This is a genomic window from Nocardia sp. NPDC059180 (genome assembly GCF_042754945.1).
In the GTDB taxonomy this organism is placed as follows: Bacteria; Actinomycetota; Actinomycetes; order Mycobacteriales; family Mycobacteriaceae; genus Nocardia.
Genome location: NZ_JBHZBU010000003.1, coordinates 554,274 through 578,037, shown reverse-complemented (window position 1 = coordinate 578,037; position 23,764 = coordinate 554,274). Strand labels below are relative to the sequence as shown.

The window sequence follows — 23,764 nt, the reverse complement described above, 5'->3', positions numbered from 1 at the left end:
GCGGGGCGAATGCCCAGGTGATGAGGTTTCATCATGCACCGGACTGCGGCGCGGGACACGCCGACACACCGCGCCTGCCACCGCGCCGACAGCAGAAAACCCGCCGGATGACGAGGCATCCGGCGGGTTTCACTCGCGATTGCGTGCGGTTGTCAGACCCCGATGACGGTCGGCACGATCATCGGCCGACGCCGATAGGTATCGGCTACCCAGCGCCCGACCACCCGGCGCACGCCTTGGGCGATGCGGTGGGTGTCGGTGATGCCCTCACCGGCCAGGCGCAGCAGCTCGGACTCGACCAGCTGCGCGGCGTCCGAGAGTGCGGTGGGATCGTCGGAGAACCCGCGACCGCTCACCTCCGGCGGGCTCACCGCCTTACCGGTGGTCTCGTCGATCGCGACGGTGATGGCGATGAAGCCGCCCTCACCCAGGACGAGACGATCCGACAGGGTCGATTCGCCGACGTCGCCGACCGACAGGCCGTCGACGTAGACGTGACCGACCGGCACCCGGCCCACGATCGAGGCGATGCCGTCGACCAGATCGACCACCACGCCGTCCTCGGCGAGAACCACACGGTCCTCCGGGACGCCGGTGGCCACTGCGAGCGCGGCGTTGGCGCGCAGGTGCCGCCATTCGCCGTGCACGGGCATGGCATTGGTCGGCCGCACCGCGTTGTACAGGTAGAGCAGCTCGCCCGCGGACGCATGGCCGGAGACGTGCACCTTCGCGCTCTGCTGGGTGATCACCGAGGCACCGAGCCGGGCCAGGCCGTTGACGACGGCGAAGACCGAGTTCTCGTTGCCGGGGATCAGCGAGGAGGCCAGCACCACGAGATCGTCGGCCCTGATGTTGATCTGGCGGTGGTCGCCGCGCGCCATCCGCGACAGCGCCGACAGCGGTTCGCCCTGTGAGCCCGTCGAGATGAGCACCAGCTTGTCGCTGGGCAGGGTCGCGGCCTGATCCAGCTCGACGACGAGGCCGTCGGGCACCGTCAGATAGCCGAGGTCTTGAGCGATCTGCATATTGCGGACCATGGACCGGCCGACGAAACAGATCCGGCGGCCGTACTTCTGGGCGACGTCGACGACCTGCTGGATGCGGTGCACGTGGCTGGCGAAGGAGGCCACGATCACCCGGCCCTTGGCCTTGCCGATCACCGTGTCGAGCACTCCGCCGATCTCTCGTTCGGGGGTGACGAAGCCGGGAACTTCGGCATTGGTGGAGTCGACCAGGAACAGGTCGACGCCCTCGTCTCCGAGGCGGGAGAACCCGGCCAGGTCGGTGAGCCTGCCGTCGAGCGGCAGCTGGTCCAGTTTGATGTCGCCGGTGTGCAGCACAACACCCGCGGGGGTGCGGATGGCGACGGCGATGGCGTCCGGAATCGAGTGGTTGACCGCGAAGTATTCGCAGCCGAACGGCCCGTGCGTGGTGTGCTGGCCCTCGGTGACCTCCACCAGCTTCGGATGCTGGCGGTGTTCACGGCATTTCGCCGCGACCAGCGCGAGGGTGAACTTCGAACCGACGACCGGGATGTCGGGGCGCAGCCGCAGCAGGAACGGCACGGCACCGATGTGGTCCTCGTGACCGTGGGTGAGCACGACCGCGACCACGTCGTCCATCCGATCCTCGATCGGGCGGAAGTCGGGCAGGATCAAGTCGACACCGGGCTGCTGATCCTCGGGGAACAGCACGCCGCAGTCGACGATGAGCAGTTTGCCGCCGTATTCGAAAACGGTCATATTGCGACCGATCTCGCCGATGCCGCCGAGCGCGAAGACCCGAAGGCCGTTGCGCGGCGCCTTCGGCGGCGTACCGAGACGGTCCTGCGGCGCGACGGCAGCGCGCGGATCCGGTTGCGGGGCGGACTGATCGCCGCGGCCACGGCCGCCGCCCTGGCGGGAGCGCCCGCCCTGCCTGCGCGGGCGGTCGGACTGGCCACCGCGGGACTCGGCCGGCGCGGCCGACTTCGCGGGCGCGGTGGCCTTCGCCGGGGCAGCAGCTTTCGCGGCAGCCTTCTTCGCTGGTGCCGCGGCGGTGGGCTGTTCGGATTCGCTCGGCGCGGAAGGTGTTGTGTCGGCAGACTTTTCCGGCGCGGGTGCGGGCGGCTGCGGCGGGCGCGGTTCGGCCGGACCGGCACCGCGGCTGGCGGTGCGGCGGGGACGACGGCCTAGCGGGGCCGTCATCCGAGCACTCCGGCGGCCCGGAGGTCGGCATTGAGCAGGTCGAGCTGGTCGGGGCCGGGCATGAGCTGCGGCAATCGCGGCTCACCCACCTCGATACCGAGCAGGCGCAGACCCGCCTTGGACATCGCGACACCGCCCAGGCGCGCCATCGCGGCATTCAACGGCACCAGGCCCGCGTTGATCTCGCGGGCGCGCACCACGTCACCGGAGGTGTAGGCCTGCACGAGCTCGCGCAGCCGTTCCGGCACCAGATGGCCGATGACGCTGATGAATCCGGTCGCGCCGATCGACAGCCACGGCAGGTTGAGCGTGTCGTCGCCGGAGTAGAAGTCCAGGCCGGTGGTCGCGATGAGTTCGGCGCCTGCGTTGAGATCACCCTTGGCGTCCTTGACCGCGACGATGCGCGGATGCTCGGCCAGGCGGCGAATGGTGTCGGAGGCGATCGGCACGATCGAGCGCGGCGGAATGTCGTAGAGGGTCACCGGCAGATCGGTGGCATCGGCGACCGCGGTGAAATGCGCGATCAGCCCTTCTTGGGTGGGCCGCGAGTAGTACGGCGTGACGACCAGCAAACCGTGAGCACCCGCCCGCTGCGCGTTGCGCGCGAGCTCTACCGAATGCGCGGTGTCGTAGGTGCCCGCACCGGCGATCACGGTGGCGCGGGAGCCGACGGCGTCGACGACGGCGCGCAGCAGATCGGCCTTCTCCGACTCGGTGGTGGTCGGCGATTCACCGGTGGTACCGGAGATCGCGAGCAGATCGACACCGCGGTCGACCAGGCGAGCCGCCAGCGCGACGCCGGCGTCGACGTCGAGCTTGCCCTCGGGACTGAAGGGGGTCACCATCGCGACGCCGACCGTGCCGGAGGCACTGAGCCGAGTCGCATCGCCAGCGCTGCCCGGCCCTGGGTGGTTACGCATGATGCCGCCTCCGGGCCTGCGCCTCGCACCGCGGTGTCGGCGTCGATTCACCGTTCGTCATGGTCAGAAAGGCTACCCGGTCCGGGACACACCCTCGACACCCTCGTCGCCGTTCGGAGACGCCGGGCACATGATACCCATCTCATAGTGTCGTACTGACGCCAAAATAGTCCTTGAATGACATCACAGACGACGTCACACTGGTGTCATGGATCTGGACAAATACACCGCCCGTTTGCGCGCGGATCTGGTCGCGGCAGCGGCCCTCGGCGATGAGAAGACCCAGGCCACGGCCGCCGCATTGGCCGCGGCCGTGGAGAGTTCGCAGCGACTGGTGCTGCTGTCGGCGCTGTCCGACATGGCTACCGAGGTCAGCGCCGCACTCGGCGACCGCACCGTGCACGTGTCGATGGACGGCACCGACGCCACTGTCGATGTGCGCAAAAACCCCGCCGCCGAGTCCGAGCACCCGACCATCGAGGACATGACCGGCGATATCAGCCGGGTCACCCTGCGTCTGGTTGAGCAGGTGAAGGCCCGCGCCGAGGAGGCCGCGGCACAAAGTGGGCAATCGCTGAACTCATGGATGTCGGGCGTGGTCTCGGGCGCGCTCCGGGACCAGATGCGCGGCTACGGCAGCAGCCCGAAACGCGATACCGGTGGTTACCCCCGCGATACCGGCGGTTCCTCGCGCGACACCGACAACCCCGCCTGAGCCCACGCTGACACGCCTGCGCCGTCAGCCGTGCAGTCTCGTCTCCACCGAGCCCACGCCGCCCAGTGCGCACCCCACCATCGGAGGTGACACGGCCACCGATGCGACGTCGCCGGTAGCGCGGCGACATTCAGCTCGCGATGCACCGGCTCGTCGAGCGTCAGCTCACCGCGCGCAGTATCGGCATCAGGTCGCCGCGATCGCCGAGGACGACATCGTCTAGTTCCAACCAGTCGGCCATCTCCCGTAGCGCCGCCGACAACGCCTGCGCCGTCCGCGCGTCGCAGCGGCCGGGCTCGGCGAACGCGGCCGGGACCAGCAGACGCCCGGTGCCACGTTCGGCGCGCAGATCGACGCGGCCGACGAGTTCACCGTCGAGCAGGAACGGGAACACGTAGTAGCCGTGCACCCGCTTGTGTTCCGGTGTGTAGATCTCGATCCGGTAGTGGAAGTCGAAGATCCGCTCGGTGCGGGCGCGGAAGAAGATCAACGGGTCGAACGGGCACAGCAGCGCGGTTCCCTCGACCCGGCGCGGGGTCACGGCTCCGGCACGCAGATAGGCCGGTGCGCCCCAGTCGGCGACCTCCACCGGGATCAGTTCGCCCGCGTCGACGAGTTCGGCCAGCGCGGGCCGGGTCTGCGTACCCGCCAGCCGGTAGTAGTCGCGGAGATCGGTTTCGGTGGCGACACCGAGCGCCGTGGCCGCGCGCAGCACCAGTTCGCGCACGGCTTCGTCTTCGGGCACCGAACGGCCGAACACCTCGGCGGGCAGGACCCGCTCGGCCAGATCGTAGTGCCGGGTGAATCCCACTCGCTTGCCCACCGAGAGCTCACCGGCGGCGAAGAGCTGTTCGCAGATCATCTTGGTGTTGCTGAGATTCCACCACGACCCTGGCGGGCGCGGTTTGTCCAGCTCCAGATGACGTTCCACCTCCCCCGCGCTTGCCGCGCCGACCTCGGTGATGACGTCGAGGATGTCCTTGCCCAGCGTGGGGTTTCGCTCGACGACCGCGCGCATTCCCGCCCAGCGGCCGTGCCGATACCGCTGCATGCGCCAGCGCATCAGCGGCCAGTCCTCGATCGGCATCAGCGCCGCCTCATGCGCCCAGTACTCCACCAGTGCGCGCGGACGCCGGGTGCCGCCGTGCCAGGCGGCCTCGTCCAGCACAGCGCGGTCGTAGGCGCCGATCCGGCTGAAGACGGGCGCATAGTGCGCTCGGACCACCGCTGAGACCGAATCCAATTGCAGCAGCTGGGTTCTGCCGAGTACACCGAGAACGGTGCGCCGGGTGGCCTTCGACGGCCGCGGCCTACCGAAGCCTTGCGCCGCCAGCACCGTCCGCCGCGCCGCCGCCGCGCTCATCGTCCGCATACGGCCACCTTGCCACGGGGGTACGACAGGTCGTGCTCAGGTGGAGACCGCCACCTGGCCGGCCAGGTCGATTTCGGTACGCCGATCCTGCTCCGGCGCGTTTGCGAGCACCGTGGCGAGGATGCGACGACCGGTCGGGAGGATGCGCACGGTGACCGAACCCGCGTTGGCCGCGTCCAGTTCCCTGACCGCCGCCTCGATGACGCGACGGCGCACCGAACGCGGCACACCGTCGAACCCGCCGTCGTCGAGCAACACCACCTCGACTCCGCGCGAACGCGCACCCCTGGCGGCGCTGTTGAGTTCGTCGGTGGCGAGCTGGGGCGCGCGCAGGCCGTCACGCAGTTCGGCCTCGAGCAGCCGGCATTGTTCGCGTTCGAACGGGGTGAGTTCCACACCGTCGGCGATACGTTCCAGGATCGGCCGCGCCACCTTGTCCAGCCGAGCCAGCTGACGGTCACGCTCACCGTTCTCGGCCGCCATGGTGGCTTCGGCGGCCGCGCGCATGGTGGCCTCCTCGCGCAGTAGCCGCAGCGAACGCTGGGTGGGTCGCATGATCAGCGCGCATACCGACACCCCCGCGACGGTGGCCACCGGCACGATCGAGCCGACGATCACCCCCGCCGACAGTCCGGCGACCGCACCGACCACCGCGACCACCACGGCGACCCCCGCCACGCCGAGCCAGGCCGCGCCCATCCGGCCACGCAGCACCAGCACCGCGAGCACATACGACGACGCGAACGCCGTCCACACCTGGCTGGACGGGTACTCCTGGATATCGAAGGTGGTCAGCGCCGTCGCCAGTGGTCCGGCGATCACGATGTAGGTGGTTGCGGGCCACGGCAGCGGATCCACCGGGATCATCAGCACCACCACGCCGGACACCACCAGCAGCACCATCGCGGCCGTGGCGGGCACGATCGATGCTTGGGTGAAGTTGCGCACCATGTACAGCACGATGGTCAGTTCCAGAACGGTGAGGAACAGCCAGCCCGCCGGGCCGCGCAGGCCGAGCAGATCGCGCAATCCGAAATCCGCGCTCGTCTCAGCCATCGCCACCCCACACCAATGTCACGGTCGTGCCCTGGCCCGGCGCCGCCTCCACGAATCCGGCGCCGCCCGCGAGCTGACGCATCCGGCCGAGGATGCTGACCGAGATGCCGAGCCGGTCCACGGGAACCAGGTTCTGATCGAATCCCGCACCGTCATCGCGCATCTCGGTGCGGATACCGCCTGCGCTGACCGTCACGGTGACGGCACGACGCACTTCCCTGCCCGGCATCGTGGCATGCCGCAGGCTGTTGCGCGCGGCCTCGGCCAGCGCGGCGGCGATCGTGCTCGCGGCGGTCACCGGCAGGCGCAGATCGTCGAATCCGGCGGTTCGCCGTGCGGTGAATTCGATCCCCGGGTTCACCTCGTGCACCGCCGAACGCAGAAAGCCGATGGCCGACTGTGCGTCGAGATGGTCCGGATCCGTGCTGGTCGCGCGTGATTCGTCGAGCTGTTCCATGGTGCGTTCGGCCTGACGGCGCAGCACCGGTGATTCGGTGCCGCCGCGCGAGGCGTCCAGCAGTGTCGAGAGCACCGCATCGTGAATGAGGGCGGCGAATCGGGCACGTTCCCGGTCGCGGGCCGCAGCGCCCGCCACAGCGGCGGCCCGGCTGCTCGCGACCTCCGACTCCCGGTCGACCCGGGCACCGGCGTCCCTGGCGTAGACCACGCACCACAGGAACAGCGCGCACAGTCCGGCCGCACGCGCGAAGTCGCCCGCCGTCGCCAAGGGCGAAACATCCGGCACCACGAAGAGATTCACCACGGCAGACAGCGCCGATCCGACGAACAGGTAGCCGATCGCGGGCCCGGTGGTCCAGGCCAGCGCGGCCGCGAGCACACCGAGGGCGAGTACCCGATAGACCCACACCGAGCCGATGGCGTCGGTGGGCTGGGAGTAGGCCAGCAGGATCACCACCATCGCCGCCAGGAAGCTGATCGCGGCGGCGCCACTGACCATGCGGATGGTTCGGGGCCGCGCACCGATCGACACGAACGCCAGCACCGGGAACATGCCGAAGGCGAGCAGCACCGCGGTGATCGTCGCGCCCGGTGCGATATCGCGGCTCTGATCGGCGATCTCGGGCAGTTCGACAAGTCCGGCGATCACCCCGGCCAGGCCGATGACCAGGCCGAATCGGCGCAGGATGCGTTCAGAGGCACCGTCGGCGGCCGTATCACGCGACACCGCGGCCAGACCCCGCCACCATCGGGTCGCGCGAACTCGGTCGAGCGGGGTGGCCGGTGTGGTCGGTGCGGTGTCCAGCAAGCCGGACGCGATCACGGGCGGAGATGCCGCTCGGGGACCGGCAGCCATCCGTCCTCCACGGCACGCTTGTACAGATCTGTCTTGGTCGGTGCCGGCCGTCCCGCGTCGGAGTACTTTTGCCGGATCCGGCCCAGGTAGTCGTTGACGGTCTGTTCCGACAACCCGGTCAGCCGCGCCACCCGGGACGCCTTCTCCCCGGACGCGTAGAGGGTGAGCACTTCTTCCTGGCGCGGGCTCAAACCCACGCTGGACAACTGCGGGTCCCCATCGATGGCGGCGGCCCAGTCGGTGGTGACGACCTGCTCACCGGAGGCGGCCCGGCGCACCGCGGCGACAACGGTCGGCACGTCCTCGGACTTGCGCACCACTCCGAGCACACCGGCGCGTGCGGCCGAACGCACCAGGAACGCATTGTCCGCGCCGGTGAACACCAGCACCTCCATGCCGCGCTCGCGCAGCCCGCGCACGTTGTCCTCGGGGGTGGATCCGTCGGCCAGCCGCAGATCGAGCACCACCAGATCCACCGGATCGGCTACCGCGGGATCGGCGAGCAGTTCGGCCACCGTGCCCGCCGTCGCGACCAGGTCGAGATCGGGGTGCGGTGCGAGCATCGCCGCCAAGCCGATCGCGACCGATTCATGGTCTTCGACCAGCCCTATCCGGCGTGGTGTGTTCTCGACCCCTTCGGCCCACGTCACCTCGACAACTCCCATCCCGAGCAACTCGGTCCACCGCGGACCGCACTATTGGTTCTTTCAGAAGTATGCCTGCCCAACCGTCGCGTGGTCAGCCACCAATAATCGGGGGCGGGTCAGGGCGCCAATCCGGCCGCGACCGTCGCACCGAGTTCCCAGCACGCTTCGAGGTCGTCCTTGGTCGGCTTGCCCAACACGACCACGTAGTCAGCAGCCTTCAGCCAACCGAGCCCGGTGGTGATTGCCGTGACTCCCTTCTCAGCGCCTTCGGTGCCCTCATTGCCGTGGAGATAGAGGCCGAACGGGCGCCCGCGCGTCGAGTCGAGGCAGGGGTAGTAGATGAGGTCGAAGGCGTGCTTGAGGGCGCCGCTCATATATCCGAGGTTGGCCGGGGTGCCGAGCAGGTAACCGTCTGCTTCCAGCACGTCGGTCGGCGAAACCGCGAGCGCAGCGCGGCGCACGACCTCCACGCCCTCGATCTCCGGGTCGGTCGCGCCCGATACCACCGCCTCGAACATCGCCTGCATGAACGGTGACGGTGTGTGGTGGACGATCAGCAGTCGCGGCACGTCGACGAGGGTATCCCGGGGTGGCAGTTACCCGCGCTGTTCGCGTTCGTGTCTCTCGAGCTCCACCGCGCGGCGCATGGTGGCCCTGGCCCGGCCGCGGTCGCCTGCGTAGTCGTAGGCGCGGGCGAGCCGGTAGGAGACCCGCCAGTTGTCGGGGTCGGCCTCCCATTCCTGCTTGACCTTCAGAAACAGCTCGTCGGCGGCGGCGCGCTCGATTCGTCCCGACGGCCGCCGAGGCAGCTCCGAAACATCCAGTTCCAGGTCTTCGTCGTGGATACGCCGGGCCAGATGCTGATGCGCGAGCGCGGCGCGCACGGTGGCGTACACCATCCACACTCCGAGCAACGGCAGGATCAGCACGCCGATCCCGATAGCGACGGCAGCGGCGCCACCATCACCGATCAGGCTGATCGCGATCCGGCCGAGCAACAGGAAGTAGAAGACCAGCACGAGCACCAGCACCGCCACCATGACGACGACCTTGACGACGTCGCGGCTCGGGCCCGCGCCTGCCGGTTGGACCGGGTCCTGCGCGCTCACAGGTCGAGCAGCGGATCGAGCCCGACGGTGAGTCCGGGACGCTCGGCGATGCGGCGCACGCCGAGCAGCACGCCGGGGGCGAAGGAGGACCGGTCGATCGAGTCGTGCCGGATGGTCAGCGTTTCCCCCTGGGTGCCGAACAGCACCTCCTGATGCGCGACGAGGCCGGCCAGGCGCACCGAATGCACTCGCACACCGTCGACGTCGGCGCCGCGCGCGCCCTCCAGCTCGGTGCTGGTGGCGTCGGGGCTGCGGCCGACTCCGGCCTTCTGCCTGGCTTCGGCGATGAGCCCGGCAGTGCGGTAGGCGGTGCCCGACGGCGCGTCGGCCTTGTTCGGGTGGTGCAGCTCGATGACCTCGACCGATTCGAAGAAGCGCGCCGCCTGCTCGGCGAACCGCATAGACAGCACCGCACCGATCGCGAAGTTCGGCGCGATCAGTACTCCGACATGCGGCTTGCCCGCAAGCCAACCGCGCACCTGGTCGAGGCGGGCGGCGTCGAAGCCGGTGGTGCCGACGACGGCGTGGATGCCATGTTCGACGAGGAACTTCAGATTGCCCATCACCACGTCGGGGTGGGTGAAGTCGACCACGACCTGGGTTCCGGTCTCCAGGAACTTCTCCAGGGCGTCGTCCTTGTCGACGGCCGCGACCAGCTCCAGATCGGCGGCGGCCTCGACCGCCGCGCAGATCGCCTGTCCGACCTTGCCCTGCGCGCCGAGCACACCCACCCGAATCGGTGCGGTCACGATTGGTCTCCCTACTTTTCGTCCGGCTGTTGTCCGCCGAGCCTAACGTTTCGGCGCGGCGCGGTCGGCGCGCCCACCTGCGGGCCTGATCACATTCGCCCGATGCTGCGGTGGCGCAATCGAAATCGGGGGTTGGCAGCGTCGCGGAACAGCCGTTAATGTGATCTCTTGTGACGGTGCTCCCGTTGGCCGCCTTGTACCGAGCCCGGGGTCGGGACCGTCACTACTCGAGGAGAAATTCCCCTGTCAGTACAGTTCAATCACACCATTGTCGGATGCAAGGACAATCGGGTATCCGCCGAATTCTGGGCGGACATTCTGGGTGTGGACATCGGAACCGAATGGGGTCCGTTCATTCCGGCCAGCACCGGTAACGGCGTCACGTTCGATTTCGCCAACCTCCCACCACACATCGGCGACATCCAGCCCCAGCACTATGCGTTCCTGGTCTCGGAAGCCGAGTTCGATACAGCCTACGACAAGATCCGGTCCTACAAGCTGGACTACTGGGCCGACCCGCGTCAGCAGGACGCGGGCGAGATAAACCACAACGACGGTGGCCGAGGCATCTACTTCCTCGACCCCAGTGGGCATTACCTGGAGCTGATCACCGTCCCGTACGGCGGCTGGCCCCAGTAGTAGCGATCGGGGCCGGGACGCAGACCCGGCCCCTTCGCGGACAGCGCCACCGCGGTAGTGGTTCGATCATCGAACACTGTCTCCCTGCCACGGAATGGATACCGCATGAACGCCGATATCAAGGCAGCCGTCGAAGAATTGCACGCCGACTTGGCGACGTGGCTCGGTTCCGAGGCGCCCGATGCAGTGTTCGACCGATTCGCCGCCGCGCAACACGAGTCCTTTTCGATGGTGACCACTGCGGGCGACATCATGCGGCGAAACGAATTGCTGACCGGACTTCGTGGTGCGCGAAACGCGCAACCCGGGCTGCATATCGATATCAGTGAACTCGAAGAACTCGCCGCAGAATCCCGAATGGTGGTGGTGCGATTCCTGGAATCACACCACCACGCCGGGCAGATATCGCGCCGCCGGGTGAGCGCGGTGCTGGTCTCGCAGGAAGGCCGGCCCGGCGTTCAGTGGCTCACCGTCCACGAAACTGCGGTCGGCTCAGGCTGACCTGCTGCGGCCGACGGCTGGGATCGGGCTCTTGTTCGGCTTGGTCCGCAGCTGCTACTGAGGCCTCGGCCCGATCCGCCGCAGGCCGTCACCTCGGCTCGGCGCTCACGGCGGTTCAGGCCGTCACCTCAGCTCAGCCCCTCACCTCAGCTCAGACCGTCGCTTCGGCCCGCCCGCGGCGGACGCCGAGAGCGGCCGCGATCAGGCAGGCCAGTGCCACAGCGCCGACGAACCACGGAAACACCGTGCTCAAACCCCAGGTCGTGGCAGCCCAACCCGCCACGACAGTGGGCAGCGCCATGGCGGAATAAGCAAGCAGGTAATACGCCGACATGGTCTCGCCACGCTTGTGCTGGGGGACGACATTGGACAGATGCCGCAGCGACCCACCGAAACCGAGGCCGAAGGTGGCGCCGAGTGCCAGCCCGATACCGATGACGACGACCCAGTTGTGGGTGCCGAGGGCGGGCACCGTCAGCAGCAAGGTGATCGCCATCCCGATATCGCCGATGATCGCCGCTGCCCGCGCAGGGACCCCGGTGGCGAACAGCTGCGCCAGCGCCGCCGACAGTGCGGTCGAGGCGACAACAACGCCGCCGAACACCAGATTGTGGATGCCGGTCTCTTGTGCGGCCAGCGACGGATACAACGACAGCAGCACTCCGAGAACCGACCACGCCGCCATCACACCGATCGCGGAGAACCAGAAATCGCCGCGAATCTCCTGCGGCACAGCGGGCTTCGCGATCCGGATCCGTCCGGCGACCCGCGCGGCATGCGGTTCCCGCAATGCCAGCACACCGACGCCGATGATCAAGCAGACCACGCTGATCACCACATACGGCGTACGCAGCGGATTCGGGGCGTATTGCGCGAGCAGCGCCGAACCCAGAATCGCCACCGCCATACCGACATTGAAGGCGACACCGGTGAGCTGACCGGACCGAGCGCCGCGATGGGGCCGCAGATCCAATAGAGCCGCAGCGCCCGCGACCACGGTCGCACCCACCGCGAAGCCGTGCAGGGCCCGCGCCAGCAACAGCATCGGCACGGTATCGGCCAGCACGAACACCACCAGCCCGACGATCATCGTGGCGAACGCACCGAGCAGCACCGGCTTGCGCCCGACGACATCGGAGATCCGCCCCGAGACCAGCACCGCACCCAACGCAGCGACCGCGTAGACGGCGAACACAATGGTGGTGGTGAGCGGCGACAGATGCCATTCCCGCTCGTAGATGCCGTACAGCGGCGCGGGCACCCCCGACACTCCGAGCGCGACGCCGCTGGCGGCCAGCACCAGCGCGTACGCCCACGACTGCGATGCCCGCTCCTGGCCGGGCACTGCCGTTGTCGCTGCCATCGAATCCCCGATCAGGTAAGTTTGATAATGATCGAACCAAATCGTTACCCTAGCGCACGGTACGACGACCATCAAACCCCCGAGTGAGGTAGATCATGATGGAGACCACAGCGGTTACCGGCACCGAGGTCCATCCCGTGGCCGCGCTCCCCGTTGTGCTCGGCGCGCTCCAGGATCCCGTGCGCCTGGAGATGGTGCGCCGACTCAGCAATGCGGGCAGCGCGGTCCGCTGCGGTGCGCTCTACGACGTGATCAACAAGTCGACCGCCACCCACCATTTCAAAATCCTGCGCGAAGCAGGCGTCATCGAACGCCTGGTCGTCGAAGGCCAGACCTGTCAGCGGCTACGCGCCAACGCCCTCGACGACGCCCTGCCCGGACTGCTCGGCTCGGTCGTCGAGGCCGCCAACCGGGCTCAGAGCGACTGAGACGGCGGAGCCGGGCCAGACGAGCTTGCCCTCCTCGGCCGCCATCGCGAGCGCGGCCCGGAGCGGGCAGGCTCGATCAGCCGATCGGTGGTGCGAGGTATTCCAGCGCATACCCATCGCCGGAGGGGGCTACTCGGGCGATGCCGGGTGAGTCGAGGTGGGCGCCGGCTACGAAGTGGTCTGGTTGTGTCAGCTGTTCGAGCAGGGCCGCTCGGGCGGCGCGGGCCTGGGACTGGTTGCCGTCGAGCTCCCAGGACACGTTCGGCTGATCGAATTGGAGCGTGGGAACGTGAACGGTGTCGCCCCAGACGAGAAGGTGGCCGGTGCCGCCCCTGACGTCGTAGACGGTGTGACCGGGCGTGTGGCCCGGTGTCGGGATCGCGGTGACCCAGTCATTGATCGCGACCTTCTCCGACAGGGGTACGACCCGGTCACGGATCGGCTCGAGCCGCCCCGCGAACACCGAGGCGTCGCCCGCTCCGATCCACACGCGCTCGAGTTCGGTGAACGCCTCTGAACCGTCCGGCGCGATCAGGCCGCTCACGTGGTCTTCGTGGTTGTGGGTGATGGCCACGTCGGTGACATGCGCGCGGTCGATTCCCGCTTCGTCGAGTGCGTCGTAGATCAATCCCATGGTGGGGTCGTGCCAGACGTTGGACGCGCCGGTGTCGATGAGAACCGACCGCGTGCCGTCGGTGACGAAGAAGGCGTTGACCGACAGCCGCAAGTTGTGGTCGACCAGCGGCACGGCAGCCGGCAGCTCATCGAACGTACACCCGCACTCGTCGCGGAGCCGCGTCGGCGGCATGTCGATGTACCCGTCTCGCAACGAGATCACCCGCAAATCGCCGAATTCGAACGTGGCATGGTGCCGGCCACTCGAGATCAAACGCATGGAACCTCCGTCGTGTCGGGCGCATATCGTCGCGTCTCCGATAGAAGACTGTTTCTTCTTTCGGAGAACCCTACACTGTGGGCAGCGAGGTACCCATCAATCGAGGAGCACGGTGGTCGAGCAAGACGAAAACGCGGTCGAACCACAGCACCGTGACGATCTGGCCGGCGCGTTCGGCGCCAACGTGCGGCGACGCCGCGAGGAGGCGGGCCTGACGCTGGAACAGCTGTCCACCCAGTCATCGGTCAGCCGGGCGATGCTGTCCAAGGTCGAACGCGGTGAGAAGAGCCCGACGATCGGCGTAGCGTCCAGGATCGCCCACGCGCTCGACGCGTCGCTCTCGGACCTGATCGGTGGGGCAGCTGCTGCCGCGTCCGGCGTGGCCGTTGTCCTGCGCAAGAACGATCGCCCCATTTTCCGTGATCCGGAAACCGGCTTCGAACGGCACATGGTCTCGGCGGCTCCGGGCGCGGGAGGAGGCGAGATGATCGCCCACTACCTCCCCGCGCAGGTCTCTACCGGGCTGCTGCCCGCGTATCCGCCTGGTACGGAGAAACAACTCGTGGTGCTCGAAGGCGCCCTCACCGTTCTGATCGGCGGAATCGACGAGACCCTGAACACAGGCGACTCCCTGTTCTTCCAGGCCGACGCGGACCACGGCTTCGCCAACAGAACGAACGCTCCCTGCGAATACATCATGGTCATCTCGCGCAGAACCTGAACGGCGGCAGCTTGCGGGCCTGACACAGCCGGCCAGGGCATCGCCGAACTCACGGCGTTATTCGGGAAAGCCGGCTTGCGAGCAACTCCGCGGCGTTTCGGTCCGATTCCTCGACCCATGCGGGGTAGTTACGCGCGCGCCGGGACGGCCCGCTACCGAGGCAGCGAGCAGGCGCGCCCATCACTCCGCGACGAGCCTGCGCACCGCCGCAGGTAGATCCCGCGTACGTCGGTACGGCCCCGCCACCGAGGCGGCGAAAGGCCGGGCCAGCAGCGTGCGCGCGATATCGCTGACTTCCTCCGTGGTGACGGCGTCGATGCGAGCGAGGGTCTCGGAGACGCTGCGGTGGTTGCCGTAACTGAGTTCACTGCGGCCGATGCGGTTCATCCGCGAGGCGGAGTCCTCGAGCCCGAGTACCAGTCCCCCGCGCAACGAGCCCTTGGCGCGGGCGCATTCGGCGTCGGTGATCCCGTTCTCGGCGACCTCTTCCAGCACACCGCGCGCGAGGGCGGCGACCTCGGCGAGGTTCTCCGGCTGACAGCCGAGATACACCGAGAACGCGCCGGTGTCGGCGAAGGTGTCGACGCTGGAGTACACCGAGTACGCCAGACCGCGTTCCTCCCGGATGCGTTGGAACAGCCGCGAACTCAGCCCACCGCCGACAACGGTGTTGAGCACCGACAGCGGCCAGCGACGCTCACCTTCATGCCTGCCGAAGGCGCGCACACCGAACACCAGATGCGCTTGTTCGCTGTCGCGGTGGCTCCACTGCAATTGCGGTGCGGTCCGCACTCGAAACCGGCCCTCACGCCGCGGCACCGGCGCCACCGCCGGATCGAGCCGGTCGGCGAACGCGCGATGCACCAGCTCCACGGTGTGCTCGTGCTCCACGTTGCCCGCCACCGCGACCACCATCCGGTCCGGCCGGTAGCGGCGCTGATGGAAGGAGCGCAGTTGATCGGCGCGCATGCCCTCGATCGACTCGACCGAGCCGATCACCGGACGCCCGATCGGGTGATCGCCGAACAGCGCGGTCAAGAACGCATCGCCGACCAGATCTTCGGGGTCGTCGTCGCGCATGGCGATCTCTTCGAGCACCACCTGCCGTTCGACGTCCACATCGACCGACCGGCACAGCCCGTTGAGCACCACATCCGAGACCAGCTCTACCGCGAGCGGCAGATCCTCGTCCAGCACGTGGGCGTAATAGCAGGTCTGCTCCTTGGCCGTGAACGCGTTGAGCTCACCGCCGACCGCGTCCATCGCCTCGGCGATATCGAGCGCGGTGCGGGTCGGGGTGGCCTTGAACAGCAGGTGCTCGAGGAAGTGCGCGGCCCCCGCGACGGTCGGTCCCTCATCGCGCGAGCCGACCCCGACCCACACACCGATCGATGCCGAACGCACGCCGGGAAGATGCTCGGTCACTACCCGCAATCCTCCGGGCAGCACCGTACGCCGGACTCCGGTCTCGGTCGCCGTCTCCGTTTTGCTCACCCGCCAATCCCATGACGAACCCCCTTGCCCGTTGAAGAGCAAGGGGGTTGCCGAGTTCTGCTTCGTCACACCGTCAAGTACTACTCGCCCGCGGGCGCGTCCGCATCAGCGGCGGGCTCGTCGGCGTTCTCGTCGACCGGGATCAGCGAGATCTTGCCGCGGTTGTCGATATCGGCGATCTCGACGCGCAGCTTGTCGCCGACGTTGACCACGTCTTCGACCTTGGCCACGCGCTTGCCGTTGCCCAGCTTCGAGATGTGCACCAGACCGTCGCGGCCCGGAAGCAGCGAGACGAACGCGCCGAAGGCGGTGGTCTTGACGACCGTGCCGAGGAAGCGCTCGCCCACCTTGGGCAGCTGCGGGTTGGCGATGGCGTTGATCTGGTCGATCGCGGCCTGCGCCGACGGGCCGTCGGTCGCGCCGACGAACACGGTGCCGTCGTCCTCGATGGAGATGTTGGCGCCGGTCTCCTCGGTGATCTGGTTGATGACCTTGCCCTTGGGCCCGATCACCTCGCCGATCTTGTCGACCGGGATCTTGATCGCGGTGACGCGCGGGGCGTACGGGCTCATCTCGTCCGGGGTGGCGATGGCCTCGGCCATCACGTCCAGGATGGTGTTGCGGGCGTCGTGCGCCTGGCTCAGCGCGCCGGCCAGCACCTTGGAGGGGATGCCGTCGAGCTTGGTGTCCAGCTGCAGAGCGGTCACGAACTCGCGGGTACCGGCGACCTTGAAGTCCATGTCGCCGAAGGCGTCTTCGGCACCGAGGATGTCGGTCAGCGCGACGTAGCGGACCTCGTCCTCACCCTTGTCGTTGGTGACGGTGTCCGACACCAGGCCCATGGCGATACCGGCGACCGGCGCCTTGAGCGGCACACCGGCGTTCAGCAGCGACAGGGTCGAGGCACACACCGAACCCATCGAGGTGGAGCCGTTGGAGCTCAGCGCCTCCGAGACCTGACGGATGGCGTAGGGGAACTCTTCCTGGCTGGGCAGCACCGGCATCAGAGCGCGCTCGGCGAGGGCGCCGTGGCCGATCTCGCGCCGCTTCGGCGAACCGACACGGCCGGTCTCACCGGTGGAGAACGGCGGGAAGTTGTAGTGGTGCATGTAGCGCTTGCTGGTCTCGGGGCCGAGCGAGTCGACCTGCTGCGCCATCTTGACCATGTCGAGGGTGGTGACGCCGAGGATCTGGGTCTCACCGCGCTCGAACAGCGCCGAACCGTGTGCACGCGGCACCACGGCGACCTCCGCGGACAGGGCGCGGATATCGGCGAGGCCGCGGCCATCGATGCGGAAACCGTCGGTGAGGATGCGCTGCCGCACCAGCTTCTTGGTCACCGAGCGGAACGCCGCGCCGAGCTCCTTCTCGCGGCCGACGAAGTCCTCGCCGAGGCGCGAGAGCACGTCGAGCTTGATCTCGTCGATCTTCGCCTCGCGCTCCTGCTTGTCGGCGATGCTCAGGGCCTCGTTCAGCTCACGCTTGGAGGTGCCCTCCACGGCCTCGAACACATCGGCCTCGTACGGCGGGAACAGCGGGAACTCGCCGGTCGGCTTGGCGGCCAGCTCGGCGAGGTCGGCCTGCGCGCGGCACAGGCGGGCGATGAACGGCTTGGCGGCCTCGAGGCCCTCGGCGACGATGGCCTCGGTCGGCGCCTGCGCGCCGCCCTCGACCAGCTCGATGACCTTGTCGGTGGCCTCGGCCTCGACCATCATGATGGCGACGTCACCGGACTCGACCACGCGGCCCGCGACGACCATGTCGAACACGGCGCCCTCGAGCTGCTCCACGGTCGGGAAGGCGACCCATTGGCCGTCGATCAGGGCCACCCGCACGCCACCGACCGGGCCGGAGAACGGCAGGCCGGCGATCTGGGTGGACGCCGAGGCCGCGTTGATCGCGACGACGTCGTAGAGATCCTTCGGGTCCAGGCTCATCACCGTGACCACGACCTGGATCTCGTTGCGCAGGCCGTCGACGAACGACGGGCGCAGCGGCCGGTCGATCAGACGGCAGGTGAGGATCGCGTCGGTGGAGGGGCGGCCCTCACGGCGGAAGAACGAGCCCGGGATGCGGCCCGCGGCGTACATCCGCTCTTCGACGTCGACCGTCAGCGGGAAGAAGTCGAACTGATCCTTGGGGTGCTTACCGGCAGTGGTGGCCGACAGCAGCATGGTCTCGTCGTCGAGGTAGGCGACGACCGAACCGGCGGCCTGACGGGCAAGGCGACCGGTTTCGAAGCGGATGGTGCGGGTGCCGTAGCTCCCGTTGTCGATCAGCGCGACGGATTCGAAGACTCCGGGCTCGACCTCGACGGCCGAGGTGTTCGCGCGTTCGGTGGTTTCGGACATTTCTCTTCTCTCAACCTCTCGTCTCGCCGGACCCGGCGCCCATCGGCGCGATCCGGCTGTGTCAGCCGTACCTGGCAGGGCACGCGGCAACCCTCCTGGCTGCGGCGCGCACACCCGGCCGGTATCCCCTTGGATACGGCGACGCGGAGGCGGTCATCGATCGAAGCCCTCCGGCGGTGGATCACCGGCCGAAAAGCCACTACCGAAGACCGACGCCACGGGGACGGGTGCATACGGCTGTGTTGTCGTGCAGGGGTGATTACTCTCCCCCGGGCACGAAAAAGCCAACGGGGAGATTGTAAGCTCCCCGTTGGCCGGGTCGTCTACTGCCTTGCCGAAACCGCGTGTCGCCGCGGTGGCAGGGCGGAGGACGCGAAGATCAGCGACGCAGACCCAGACGCTCGATCAAGGTGCGGTAGCGCGCGATGTCCTTGTCGGCCAGGTACTTCGACAGACGCTTGCGACGACCGATCAGCGCCATCAGACCGTGGCGGGTGTGGTGGTCGTGCTTGTGCTTCTTGAGGTGCTCGGTGATGTCGGCGATGCGCTTGGACAGCAGCGCGATCTGCGCCTCCGGCGAACCTGTGTCGGACTCGTGCAGGCCGTACTCGGCGAGAATCGTCTTCTTCTGCTCGGTGGTCAACGCCATGGGGCATCCACTCCTGTTTCTCAGTTCCGCGCTCGAGGATCCGGCGAACCGGTGGGGCGCCGCCGCGGACCGCAGCAAACCCGAGGATCCACCCTACCGGACCGGGTGCGCCGGACCGAATCGCGGGGTCGGGCGCTCAGGAGTCGGCGGCGCCGAGGACCTTGCGTGCCCCGGCGACGTCGCGGCCCATGGCCTCGATCAGCTCGTCCATCGAATCGAACTTCTGCATACCGCGCAGATGCTCGACGAAGTCGACGGCCACATGCTGGCCGTAGAGGTCGGCTTCACCGTCGAGCACGTAGGCCTCGACTGTGCGGGCGCGTCCGGAGAAGGTGGGATTGGTGCCGACGGAGATGGCGGCCATGGCACGTTCACCGGGGGTGACGGTGCCGATGGTCGGTCCGGGGCCGAGCACGGTGAACCAGCCCGCGTACACACCGTCGGCGGGTATGGCGGCGTGCATGGGCGGTGCGACATTGGCGGTGGGGAATCCGAGTTCGCGGCCGCGGCCGTCGCCGTGCACCACGACGCCCTCGACCCGGTGCGGGCGCCCGAGCGCCTCGGCGGCGGCGGCCATATCGCCTGCGTCGACGCAGGCACGGATATAGGTGGAGGAGAAGGTGACCGCGTGCTCACCGAGCAGCGTCACCCCGTCGACCTCGAAACCGAAGCGGTGGCCGAGTTCGCGCATGGTCTCGACGGTGCCGGTGGCCTTCTTGCCGAAGGTGAAGTTGTCACCCACCACGACCTCGGCCACGTGCAGGCGCTCGACCAGCAGGTCGTGCACATAGCGGCCCGGGGTCAGCTTCATGAATTCGTGGGTGAACGGCATAACGCAGAAGACGTCGACGCCCAATTCCTCGGCGAGTTCGGCGCGGCGGGTCAGCGTGGTCAGCTGCGCGGGATGCGAGCCGGGACGGACCACTTCCATCGGATGCGGATCGAAGGTCATCAGCACCGCCGGAACCCCGCGTGCGGCAGCGGACTTGACGGCACGACTGATCAGCTGCGCGTGCCCGCGGTGGACTCCGTCGAACACGCCGATCGTGAGCACGCACCGGCCCCAGTCCGCGGGAACTTCGTCGAGACTTCGCCATCTCTGCACAGTGCGCAGCCTACGCAAATCCGGTGTCGAACAGTATTCCGGCATGCTGATCGCACCTGCTCGATGTCGCCCCGGTGAGGGCCCGGCGAATGGCGGGTTTCCCCCGCATGGCGTGATGTGTGTATCGGTCGTCCTATGCCTAAGCTCGGAGATGTGCCCGGTAAACGAGATATCGCCACCCGACGGGAACTGGCCGACGCCCTCACCGGCAACCCCGACGCGAAAGGCACCGGTGCGACCACGATCGCACCGGTGCTGTCTTCTGTCGCCCAGGACTACCTGAAGGTCATCTGGACCGCCCAGGAGTGGTCGCAGGAGAAGGTGTCGACCAAACTGCTCGCCGAGCGGATCGGGGTCTCGGCGTCGACGGTGTCCGAGGCGGTGCGCAAACTGGCTGATCAGGGCTTGGTCGAACATGCCCGCTACGGGGCGATCACGCTCACCGAACACGGTCGGCTGGCCGCGGTGGCGATGGTGCGCCGGCACCGGTTGATCGAGACATTCCTGGTGAACGAGCTCGGGTACGGCTGGGACGAGGTGCACGACGAGGCCGAGGTGCTCGAGCACGCGGTCTCGGATCTGCTGATGGCGCGTATCGACGCGAAACTCGGTCATCCGGATCGCGACCCGCACGGTGATCCGATTCCGTCGGTCGACGGCGCGGTCCCCACTCCCCCGGCCCGTCAGCTCAGCGACTTCGCTGACGGCGAGGCGGGCCGGGTCGCGCGGATCTCCGATTCCGATCCGGCCATGCTGCGCTACTTCGACGAGGTCGGGATCGCCCTGGACACCCCGATCACGGTGGTGGAGCGGCGCGATTTCGCCGGCACGATCGGTATCCGGGTCGGCGCCGATGATCAGCCGGTAGACCTGGGGACACCGGCAGCCGAGGCCATCTGGATGACCGCGCTCTGAGCTGCGGCGCCGGATAAGCGGAAGCTCCCGAGCGCCGAGGTGATCCGACCGGCTACCGGGGTGCCATGGCCCATTCGGCTCGTGCGGCTATGGCGGAGCCGAGATCGGCTGTCGTGGCGGTTCCGCCCAGATCCGGTGTCAGCGCTGCTCCCCCATCGAGCACCTCGCACACGGCCCGGTCCACTGCTGCCGCTGCCGCACTTTCTCCCAACTGCTCGAGCATCATGGCGGCCGCCAGGATCTGCGCGACCGGGTTCGCGATGCCCTGCCCGGCGATATCGGGCGCGCTGCCGTGGACGGCCTCGAACATCGACGGTGCCGTGCCTTCGGGATTGATATTGCCCGAGGGGGCGAGCCCGAGACCTCCGGTGACCGCCGCGGCCAGATCGGACAGGATGTCGCCGAACAGGTTCGACCCGACGATGACGTCGAGCCGGTCCGGATGCAGCACGATCTCCGCCGCCAGGGCATCGACGTGCATCTGGCGCAGCGCCACCTCCGGATAGTCCGCGGCGACCTGTTCGACGATGCTGTCCCAATACGGCATCGAGTGGATGAGCCCGTTGGATTTTGTCGCCGAGCACAGCCGTCCGCGCCGCTGACGGGCCTGGTCGAAGGCGTAACGGATGATGCGTTCGCAGCCGATCCGGGTGAATACCGATTCCTGGAGTACGAATTCGCCGGGACGACCCTTGTTGTGCATGCCGCCGATCTCGGAGTACTCGCCTTCGGAGTTCTCCCGGACGATGAGCAGGTCCAGGTCGTCGGCGTTGCGATCACGCAGGGCTGAGGTGGTGCCCGGCAGCAGCCGCACCGGTCGCAGGTTGACGTACTGGCCGAACGCGCGACGCACCGGAATCAGTAGGCCCCACAGCGAAATATGGTCGGGCACACCGGGAAATCCCACCGCGCCGAGCAGGATCGCGTCGAAACCCGCCAGCTGCTCGATGCCGTCGGCGGGCATCATCGCGCCGGTGCGCAGGTATTGCTCACAGGACCAGTCGAATTCGGTCCAGGCGACGCCGGGGAGCACAGCGTCGACGACCTTGACCGCTTCGGCTGTCACGTCGACGCCGATACCGTCGCCGGGGATGGTCGCGATCCGATGTGTCACAGGTCGACTCCGATGTACTTGGTCTCCAGGAATTCGTCGATTCCGCTGGTTCCGCCCTCGCGGCCGAGCCCGGATTCCTTGACCCCGCCGAACGGGGCGGCCGGATCCGACACCACTCCACGATTGAGCCCGACCATGCCGGTTTCCAGAGCCTCGCACACCCGGAGCCCACGCCGCAGGTTCTCCGTGAAAACGTAGCCGACCAGCCCGTACGGTGTGTCGTTCGCGCGGGCGAGAGCTTCGTCTTCGGTGTCGAAAACAGAGATCGCCGCGACCGGGCCGAAGATCTCGGTGCGGGTCAGGAGGGCGTCGTCGCCGACGCCGGTCAACACGGTGGCCGGATAGAAGTTGCCGGGGCCTTCGATCGGCGCGCCGCCGGTGTGGACGGTGGCGCCGCGCGTGACGGCGTCGTCCACCAGTGTCTGCACCTTCGCGACCGCGGCGGCGTCGACCAGCGGTCCGACCACCACGCCGGGCTCGGTGCCGGGCCCAATCGGCAGCGCCGCCATCCGCGCGGCCAGCCGGTCGGCGAACTCGGCGGCGATAGCGCGGTGCACCAAAAAGCGATTCGCGGCCGTGCAGGCCTGGCCGATATTGCGCATCTTCGCGGCCATGGCGCCCTCGACCGCCGCGTCGAGATCGGCATCGTCGAACACCAGGAACGCGGCATTGCCGCCGAGCTCCATAGAGGTGCGCATGACGGTGTGCGCGCACTGTTCCAGCAGCTTCTTACCCACGGCCGTCGACCCGGTGAACGACAGTTTGCGCGAGCGGCTGTCACGGATCATCGGCTCCATCACCCCACCGGAATCGGAGGTGGTGACGACATTGACCACGCCGTCGGGCAGCCCAGCCGTTCGCAGGATCTCGGCGAGGGCCAGCGTCGACAACGGTGTCTGCGCGGCAGGTTTGATCACACAGGTGCAGCCGGCAGCCAGCGCGGGCCCGATCTTGCGGGTACCCATGGCCATCGGAAAATTCCAGGGCGTGATGAGCAGGCTGGGGCCGACCGGCTGACGCGTGACCAGGAACCGGGAACCACCGCGCGGCGCCGCCCGGTAGCCGCCTTCGATACGGACGGCTTCTTCGGCGAACCAGCGGAAGAACTCTGCGGCATAGGCGATTTCGCCGCGTGCTTCGGCGAGGGGTTTGCCCATTTCCAGTGTCATGACGAGGGCGAGGCGCTCGGTGTCGTCGAGCAGGGCGCGGTGGGCGCGCATGAGCAGATCGGCGCGCTCGCGAGCCGGGGTGCGCGCCCAGTCCGGCTGCGCGGCTGCGGCGGCGGACAGAGCGTCGAGACCGTCGGCGGGTGTCGCGTCGGCGACTGTGCACAGGATCTCGTCGGTGGCGGGATTGGTGACAGCCAGTTCCGCGGCGGTGTCGCGCCATCGTCCGCCGATCAACAGGCCGGTCGGCACGGCGGCTATGGCGGATCGTTGCGCCTGGTCGGTTCTGTTCTCGGTGAGCATCGACGCGAACTCCCTCGCTCGGGCGGTGTGAATCGGCGCGGATGAGGCCGC

The 23,764-nt window shown here is 68.2% G+C and carries 23 protein-coding genes; 6 read left to right on the top strand and 17 right to left on the bottom strand.

Annotation, left to right across the window (positions count from 1 at the left end; translation table 11 throughout):
• Positions 1-152: 152 nt before the first annotated feature.
• The gene (locus ACFXNW_RS13040) at positions 153-2,186 is read right to left on the bottom strand and encodes a ribonuclease J (protein WP_379417842.1); all 2,034 of its coding nucleotides are present in this window, start codon (positions 2,184-2,186) and stop codon (positions 153-155) included.
• Complete coding sequence (gene dapA / locus ACFXNW_RS13035; RefSeq protein ID WP_379417841.1) at positions 2,183-3,106, bottom strand: 4-hydroxy-tetrahydrodipicolinate synthase; 924 nt, start codon at positions 3,104-3,106, stop codon at positions 2,183-2,185. Before dapA ends, ACFXNW_RS13040 begins: the two co-directional genes overlap by 4 nt.
• 208 nt (positions 3,107-3,314) lie before the next feature.
• Between dapA and ACFXNW_RS13030 the strand changes: the two genes are divergently transcribed.
• Complete coding sequence (locus ACFXNW_RS13030) at positions 3,315-3,821, top strand: hypothetical protein (RefSeq protein WP_379417840.1); 507 nt, start codon at positions 3,315-3,317, stop codon at positions 3,819-3,821.
• 160 nt (positions 3,822-3,981) lie between these two features.
• Here ACFXNW_RS13030 and ACFXNW_RS13025 read toward each other — a convergent pair whose 3' ends face one another.
• The 7 genes from ACFXNW_RS13025 to dapB form a co-directional block, all read right to left on the bottom strand.
• A complete protein-coding gene (locus tag ACFXNW_RS13025; protein ID WP_379417839.1) occupies positions 3,982-5,193 on the bottom strand; it encodes a winged helix-turn-helix domain-containing protein in 1,212 nt (403 codons plus the stop codon).
• Positions 5,194-5,229: 36 nt separating this feature from the next.
• Positions 5,230-6,249 carry a hypothetical protein gene (locus ACFXNW_RS13020; protein WP_379417838.1) on the bottom strand — a complete coding sequence of 340 codons (1,020 nt, stop codon included), beginning with the start codon at positions 6,247-6,249 and terminating at the stop codon, positions 5,230-5,232.
• The gene (locus ACFXNW_RS13015) at positions 6,242-7,564 is read right to left on the bottom strand and encodes an ATP-binding protein (protein WP_379417837.1); all 1,323 of its coding nucleotides are present in this window, start codon (positions 7,562-7,564) and stop codon (positions 6,242-6,244) included. The genes ACFXNW_RS13020 and ACFXNW_RS13015 overlap by 8 nt, the downstream gene beginning before the upstream one ends.
• Complete coding sequence (locus tag ACFXNW_RS13010) at positions 7,528-8,229, bottom strand: response regulator (RefSeq protein ID WP_379417836.1); 702 nt, start codon at positions 8,227-8,229, stop codon at positions 7,528-7,530. The genes ACFXNW_RS13015 and ACFXNW_RS13010 overlap by 37 nt, the downstream gene beginning before the upstream one ends.
• A gap of 98 nt (positions 8,230-8,327) precedes the next feature.
• Positions 8,328-8,780, bottom strand: a complete 453-nt coding sequence (locus ACFXNW_RS13005) for a flavodoxin family protein (RefSeq protein WP_379417835.1) — start codon at positions 8,778-8,780, stop codon at positions 8,328-8,330.
• A gap of 27 nt (positions 8,781-8,807) precedes the next feature.
• Entirely contained in the window at positions 8,808-9,251 is a 444-nt protein-coding gene (locus tag ACFXNW_RS13000) for a hypothetical protein (protein ID WP_379418137.1), read from the bottom strand.
• A 65-nt stretch (positions 9,252-9,316) separates the two neighbouring features.
• Positions 9,317-10,069, bottom strand: coding sequence for a 4-hydroxy-tetrahydrodipicolinate reductase (dapB, locus tag ACFXNW_RS12995; protein ID WP_379417834.1), 753 nt, complete (start codon positions 10,067-10,069; stop codon positions 9,317-9,319).
• Positions 10,070-10,312: 243 nt separating this feature from the next.
• On the opposite strand from dapB, the gene ACFXNW_RS12990 reads away from it, so the two are divergent.
• Together ACFXNW_RS12990 and ACFXNW_RS12985 are read left to right on the top strand one after the other, a co-directional pair.
• Positions 10,313-10,708 carry a VOC family protein gene (locus tag ACFXNW_RS12990; protein ID WP_379418136.1) on the top strand — a complete coding sequence of 132 codons (396 nt, stop codon included), beginning with the start codon at positions 10,313-10,315 and terminating at the stop codon, positions 10,706-10,708.
• Positions 10,709-10,813: 105 nt separating this feature from the next.
• The gene (locus tag ACFXNW_RS12985) at positions 10,814-11,209 is read left to right on the top strand and encodes a hypothetical protein (protein WP_379417833.1); all 396 of its coding nucleotides are present in this window, start codon (positions 10,814-10,816) and stop codon (positions 11,207-11,209) included.
• Positions 11,210-11,360: 151 nt separating this feature from the next.
• Here the strand turns inward: ACFXNW_RS12985 and ACFXNW_RS12980 are convergent, their stop codons facing one another.
• Positions 11,361-12,572 carry an MFS transporter gene (locus ACFXNW_RS12980; protein WP_379417832.1) on the bottom strand — a complete coding sequence of 404 codons (1,212 nt, stop codon included), beginning with the start codon at positions 12,570-12,572 and terminating at the stop codon, positions 11,361-11,363.
• Positions 12,573-12,667: 95 nt separating this feature from the next.
• Here ACFXNW_RS12980 and ACFXNW_RS12975 point away from each other — a divergent pair, with 95 nt between their 5' ends.
• Complete coding sequence (locus ACFXNW_RS12975) at positions 12,668-13,000, top strand: ArsR/SmtB family transcription factor (protein WP_379417831.1); 333 nt, start codon at positions 12,668-12,670, stop codon at positions 12,998-13,000.
• Positions 13,001-13,076: 76 nt separating this feature from the next.
• On the opposite strand, the gene ACFXNW_RS12970 is transcribed toward ACFXNW_RS12975, so the two are convergent.
• Positions 13,077-13,895: an MBL fold metallo-hydrolase gene (locus ACFXNW_RS12970; RefSeq protein ID WP_379417830.1), complete on the bottom strand. Its 819-nt coding sequence runs from the start codon at positions 13,893-13,895 to the stop codon at positions 13,077-13,079.
• 112 nt (positions 13,896-14,007) lie between these two features.
• On the opposite strand from ACFXNW_RS12970, the gene ACFXNW_RS12965 reads away from it, so the two are divergent.
• Positions 14,008-14,616 (top strand): helix-turn-helix domain-containing protein, encoded by a 609-nt coding sequence (locus ACFXNW_RS12965; RefSeq protein ID WP_379417829.1) that lies wholly within the window; start codon positions 14,008-14,010, stop codon positions 14,614-14,616.
• A 180-nt stretch (positions 14,617-14,796) separates the two neighbouring features.
• Here the strand turns inward: ACFXNW_RS12965 and ACFXNW_RS12960 are convergent, their stop codons facing one another.
• The 4 genes from ACFXNW_RS12960 to ACFXNW_RS12945 all read right to left on the bottom strand — a co-directional run bounded on the left by ACFXNW_RS12960 (position 14,797) and on the right by ACFXNW_RS12945 (position 20,215).
• The gene (locus ACFXNW_RS12960; protein ID WP_379417828.1) at positions 14,797-16,110 is read right to left on the bottom strand and encodes a M16 family metallopeptidase; all 1,314 of its coding nucleotides are present in this window, start codon (positions 16,108-16,110) and stop codon (positions 14,797-14,799) included.
• An 80-nt stretch (positions 16,111-16,190) separates the two neighbouring features.
• Positions 16,191-18,461: a polyribonucleotide nucleotidyltransferase gene (locus ACFXNW_RS12955; protein WP_379417827.1), complete on the bottom strand. Its 2,271-nt coding sequence runs from the start codon at positions 18,459-18,461 to the stop codon at positions 16,191-16,193.
• Between the two features lie 379 nt (positions 18,462-18,840).
• Entirely contained in the window at positions 18,841-19,110 is a 270-nt protein-coding gene (rpsO, locus tag ACFXNW_RS12950) for a 30S ribosomal protein S15 (RefSeq protein WP_379417826.1), read from the bottom strand.
• Between the two features lie 136 nt (positions 19,111-19,246).
• The gene (locus tag ACFXNW_RS12945; protein WP_379417825.1) at positions 19,247-20,215 is read right to left on the bottom strand and encodes a bifunctional riboflavin kinase/FAD synthetase; all 969 of its coding nucleotides are present in this window, start codon (positions 20,213-20,215) and stop codon (positions 19,247-19,249) included.
• Between the two features lie 135 nt (positions 20,216-20,350).
• Between ACFXNW_RS12945 and ACFXNW_RS12940 the strand changes: the two genes are divergently transcribed.
• Entirely contained in the window at positions 20,351-21,130 is a 780-nt protein-coding gene (locus ACFXNW_RS12940; RefSeq protein ID WP_379417824.1) for a metal-dependent transcriptional regulator, read from the top strand.
• Positions 21,131-21,182: 52 nt separating this feature from the next.
• On the opposite strand, the gene ACFXNW_RS12935 is transcribed toward ACFXNW_RS12940, so the two are convergent.
• Together ACFXNW_RS12935 and ACFXNW_RS12930 are read right to left on the bottom strand one after the other, a co-directional pair.
• On the bottom strand, positions 21,183-22,244 hold the full coding sequence (locus ACFXNW_RS12935; RefSeq protein WP_379417823.1) for a tartrate dehydrogenase: 1,062 nt from the start codon (positions 22,242-22,244) through the stop codon (positions 21,183-21,185).
• Positions 22,241-23,713, bottom strand: a complete 1,473-nt coding sequence (locus ACFXNW_RS12930) for an NAD-dependent succinate-semialdehyde dehydrogenase (protein WP_379417822.1) — start codon at positions 23,711-23,713, stop codon at positions 22,241-22,243. The genes ACFXNW_RS12935 and ACFXNW_RS12930 overlap by 4 nt, the downstream gene beginning before the upstream one ends.
• Between the last annotated feature and the right edge of the window lie 51 nt (positions 23,714-23,764).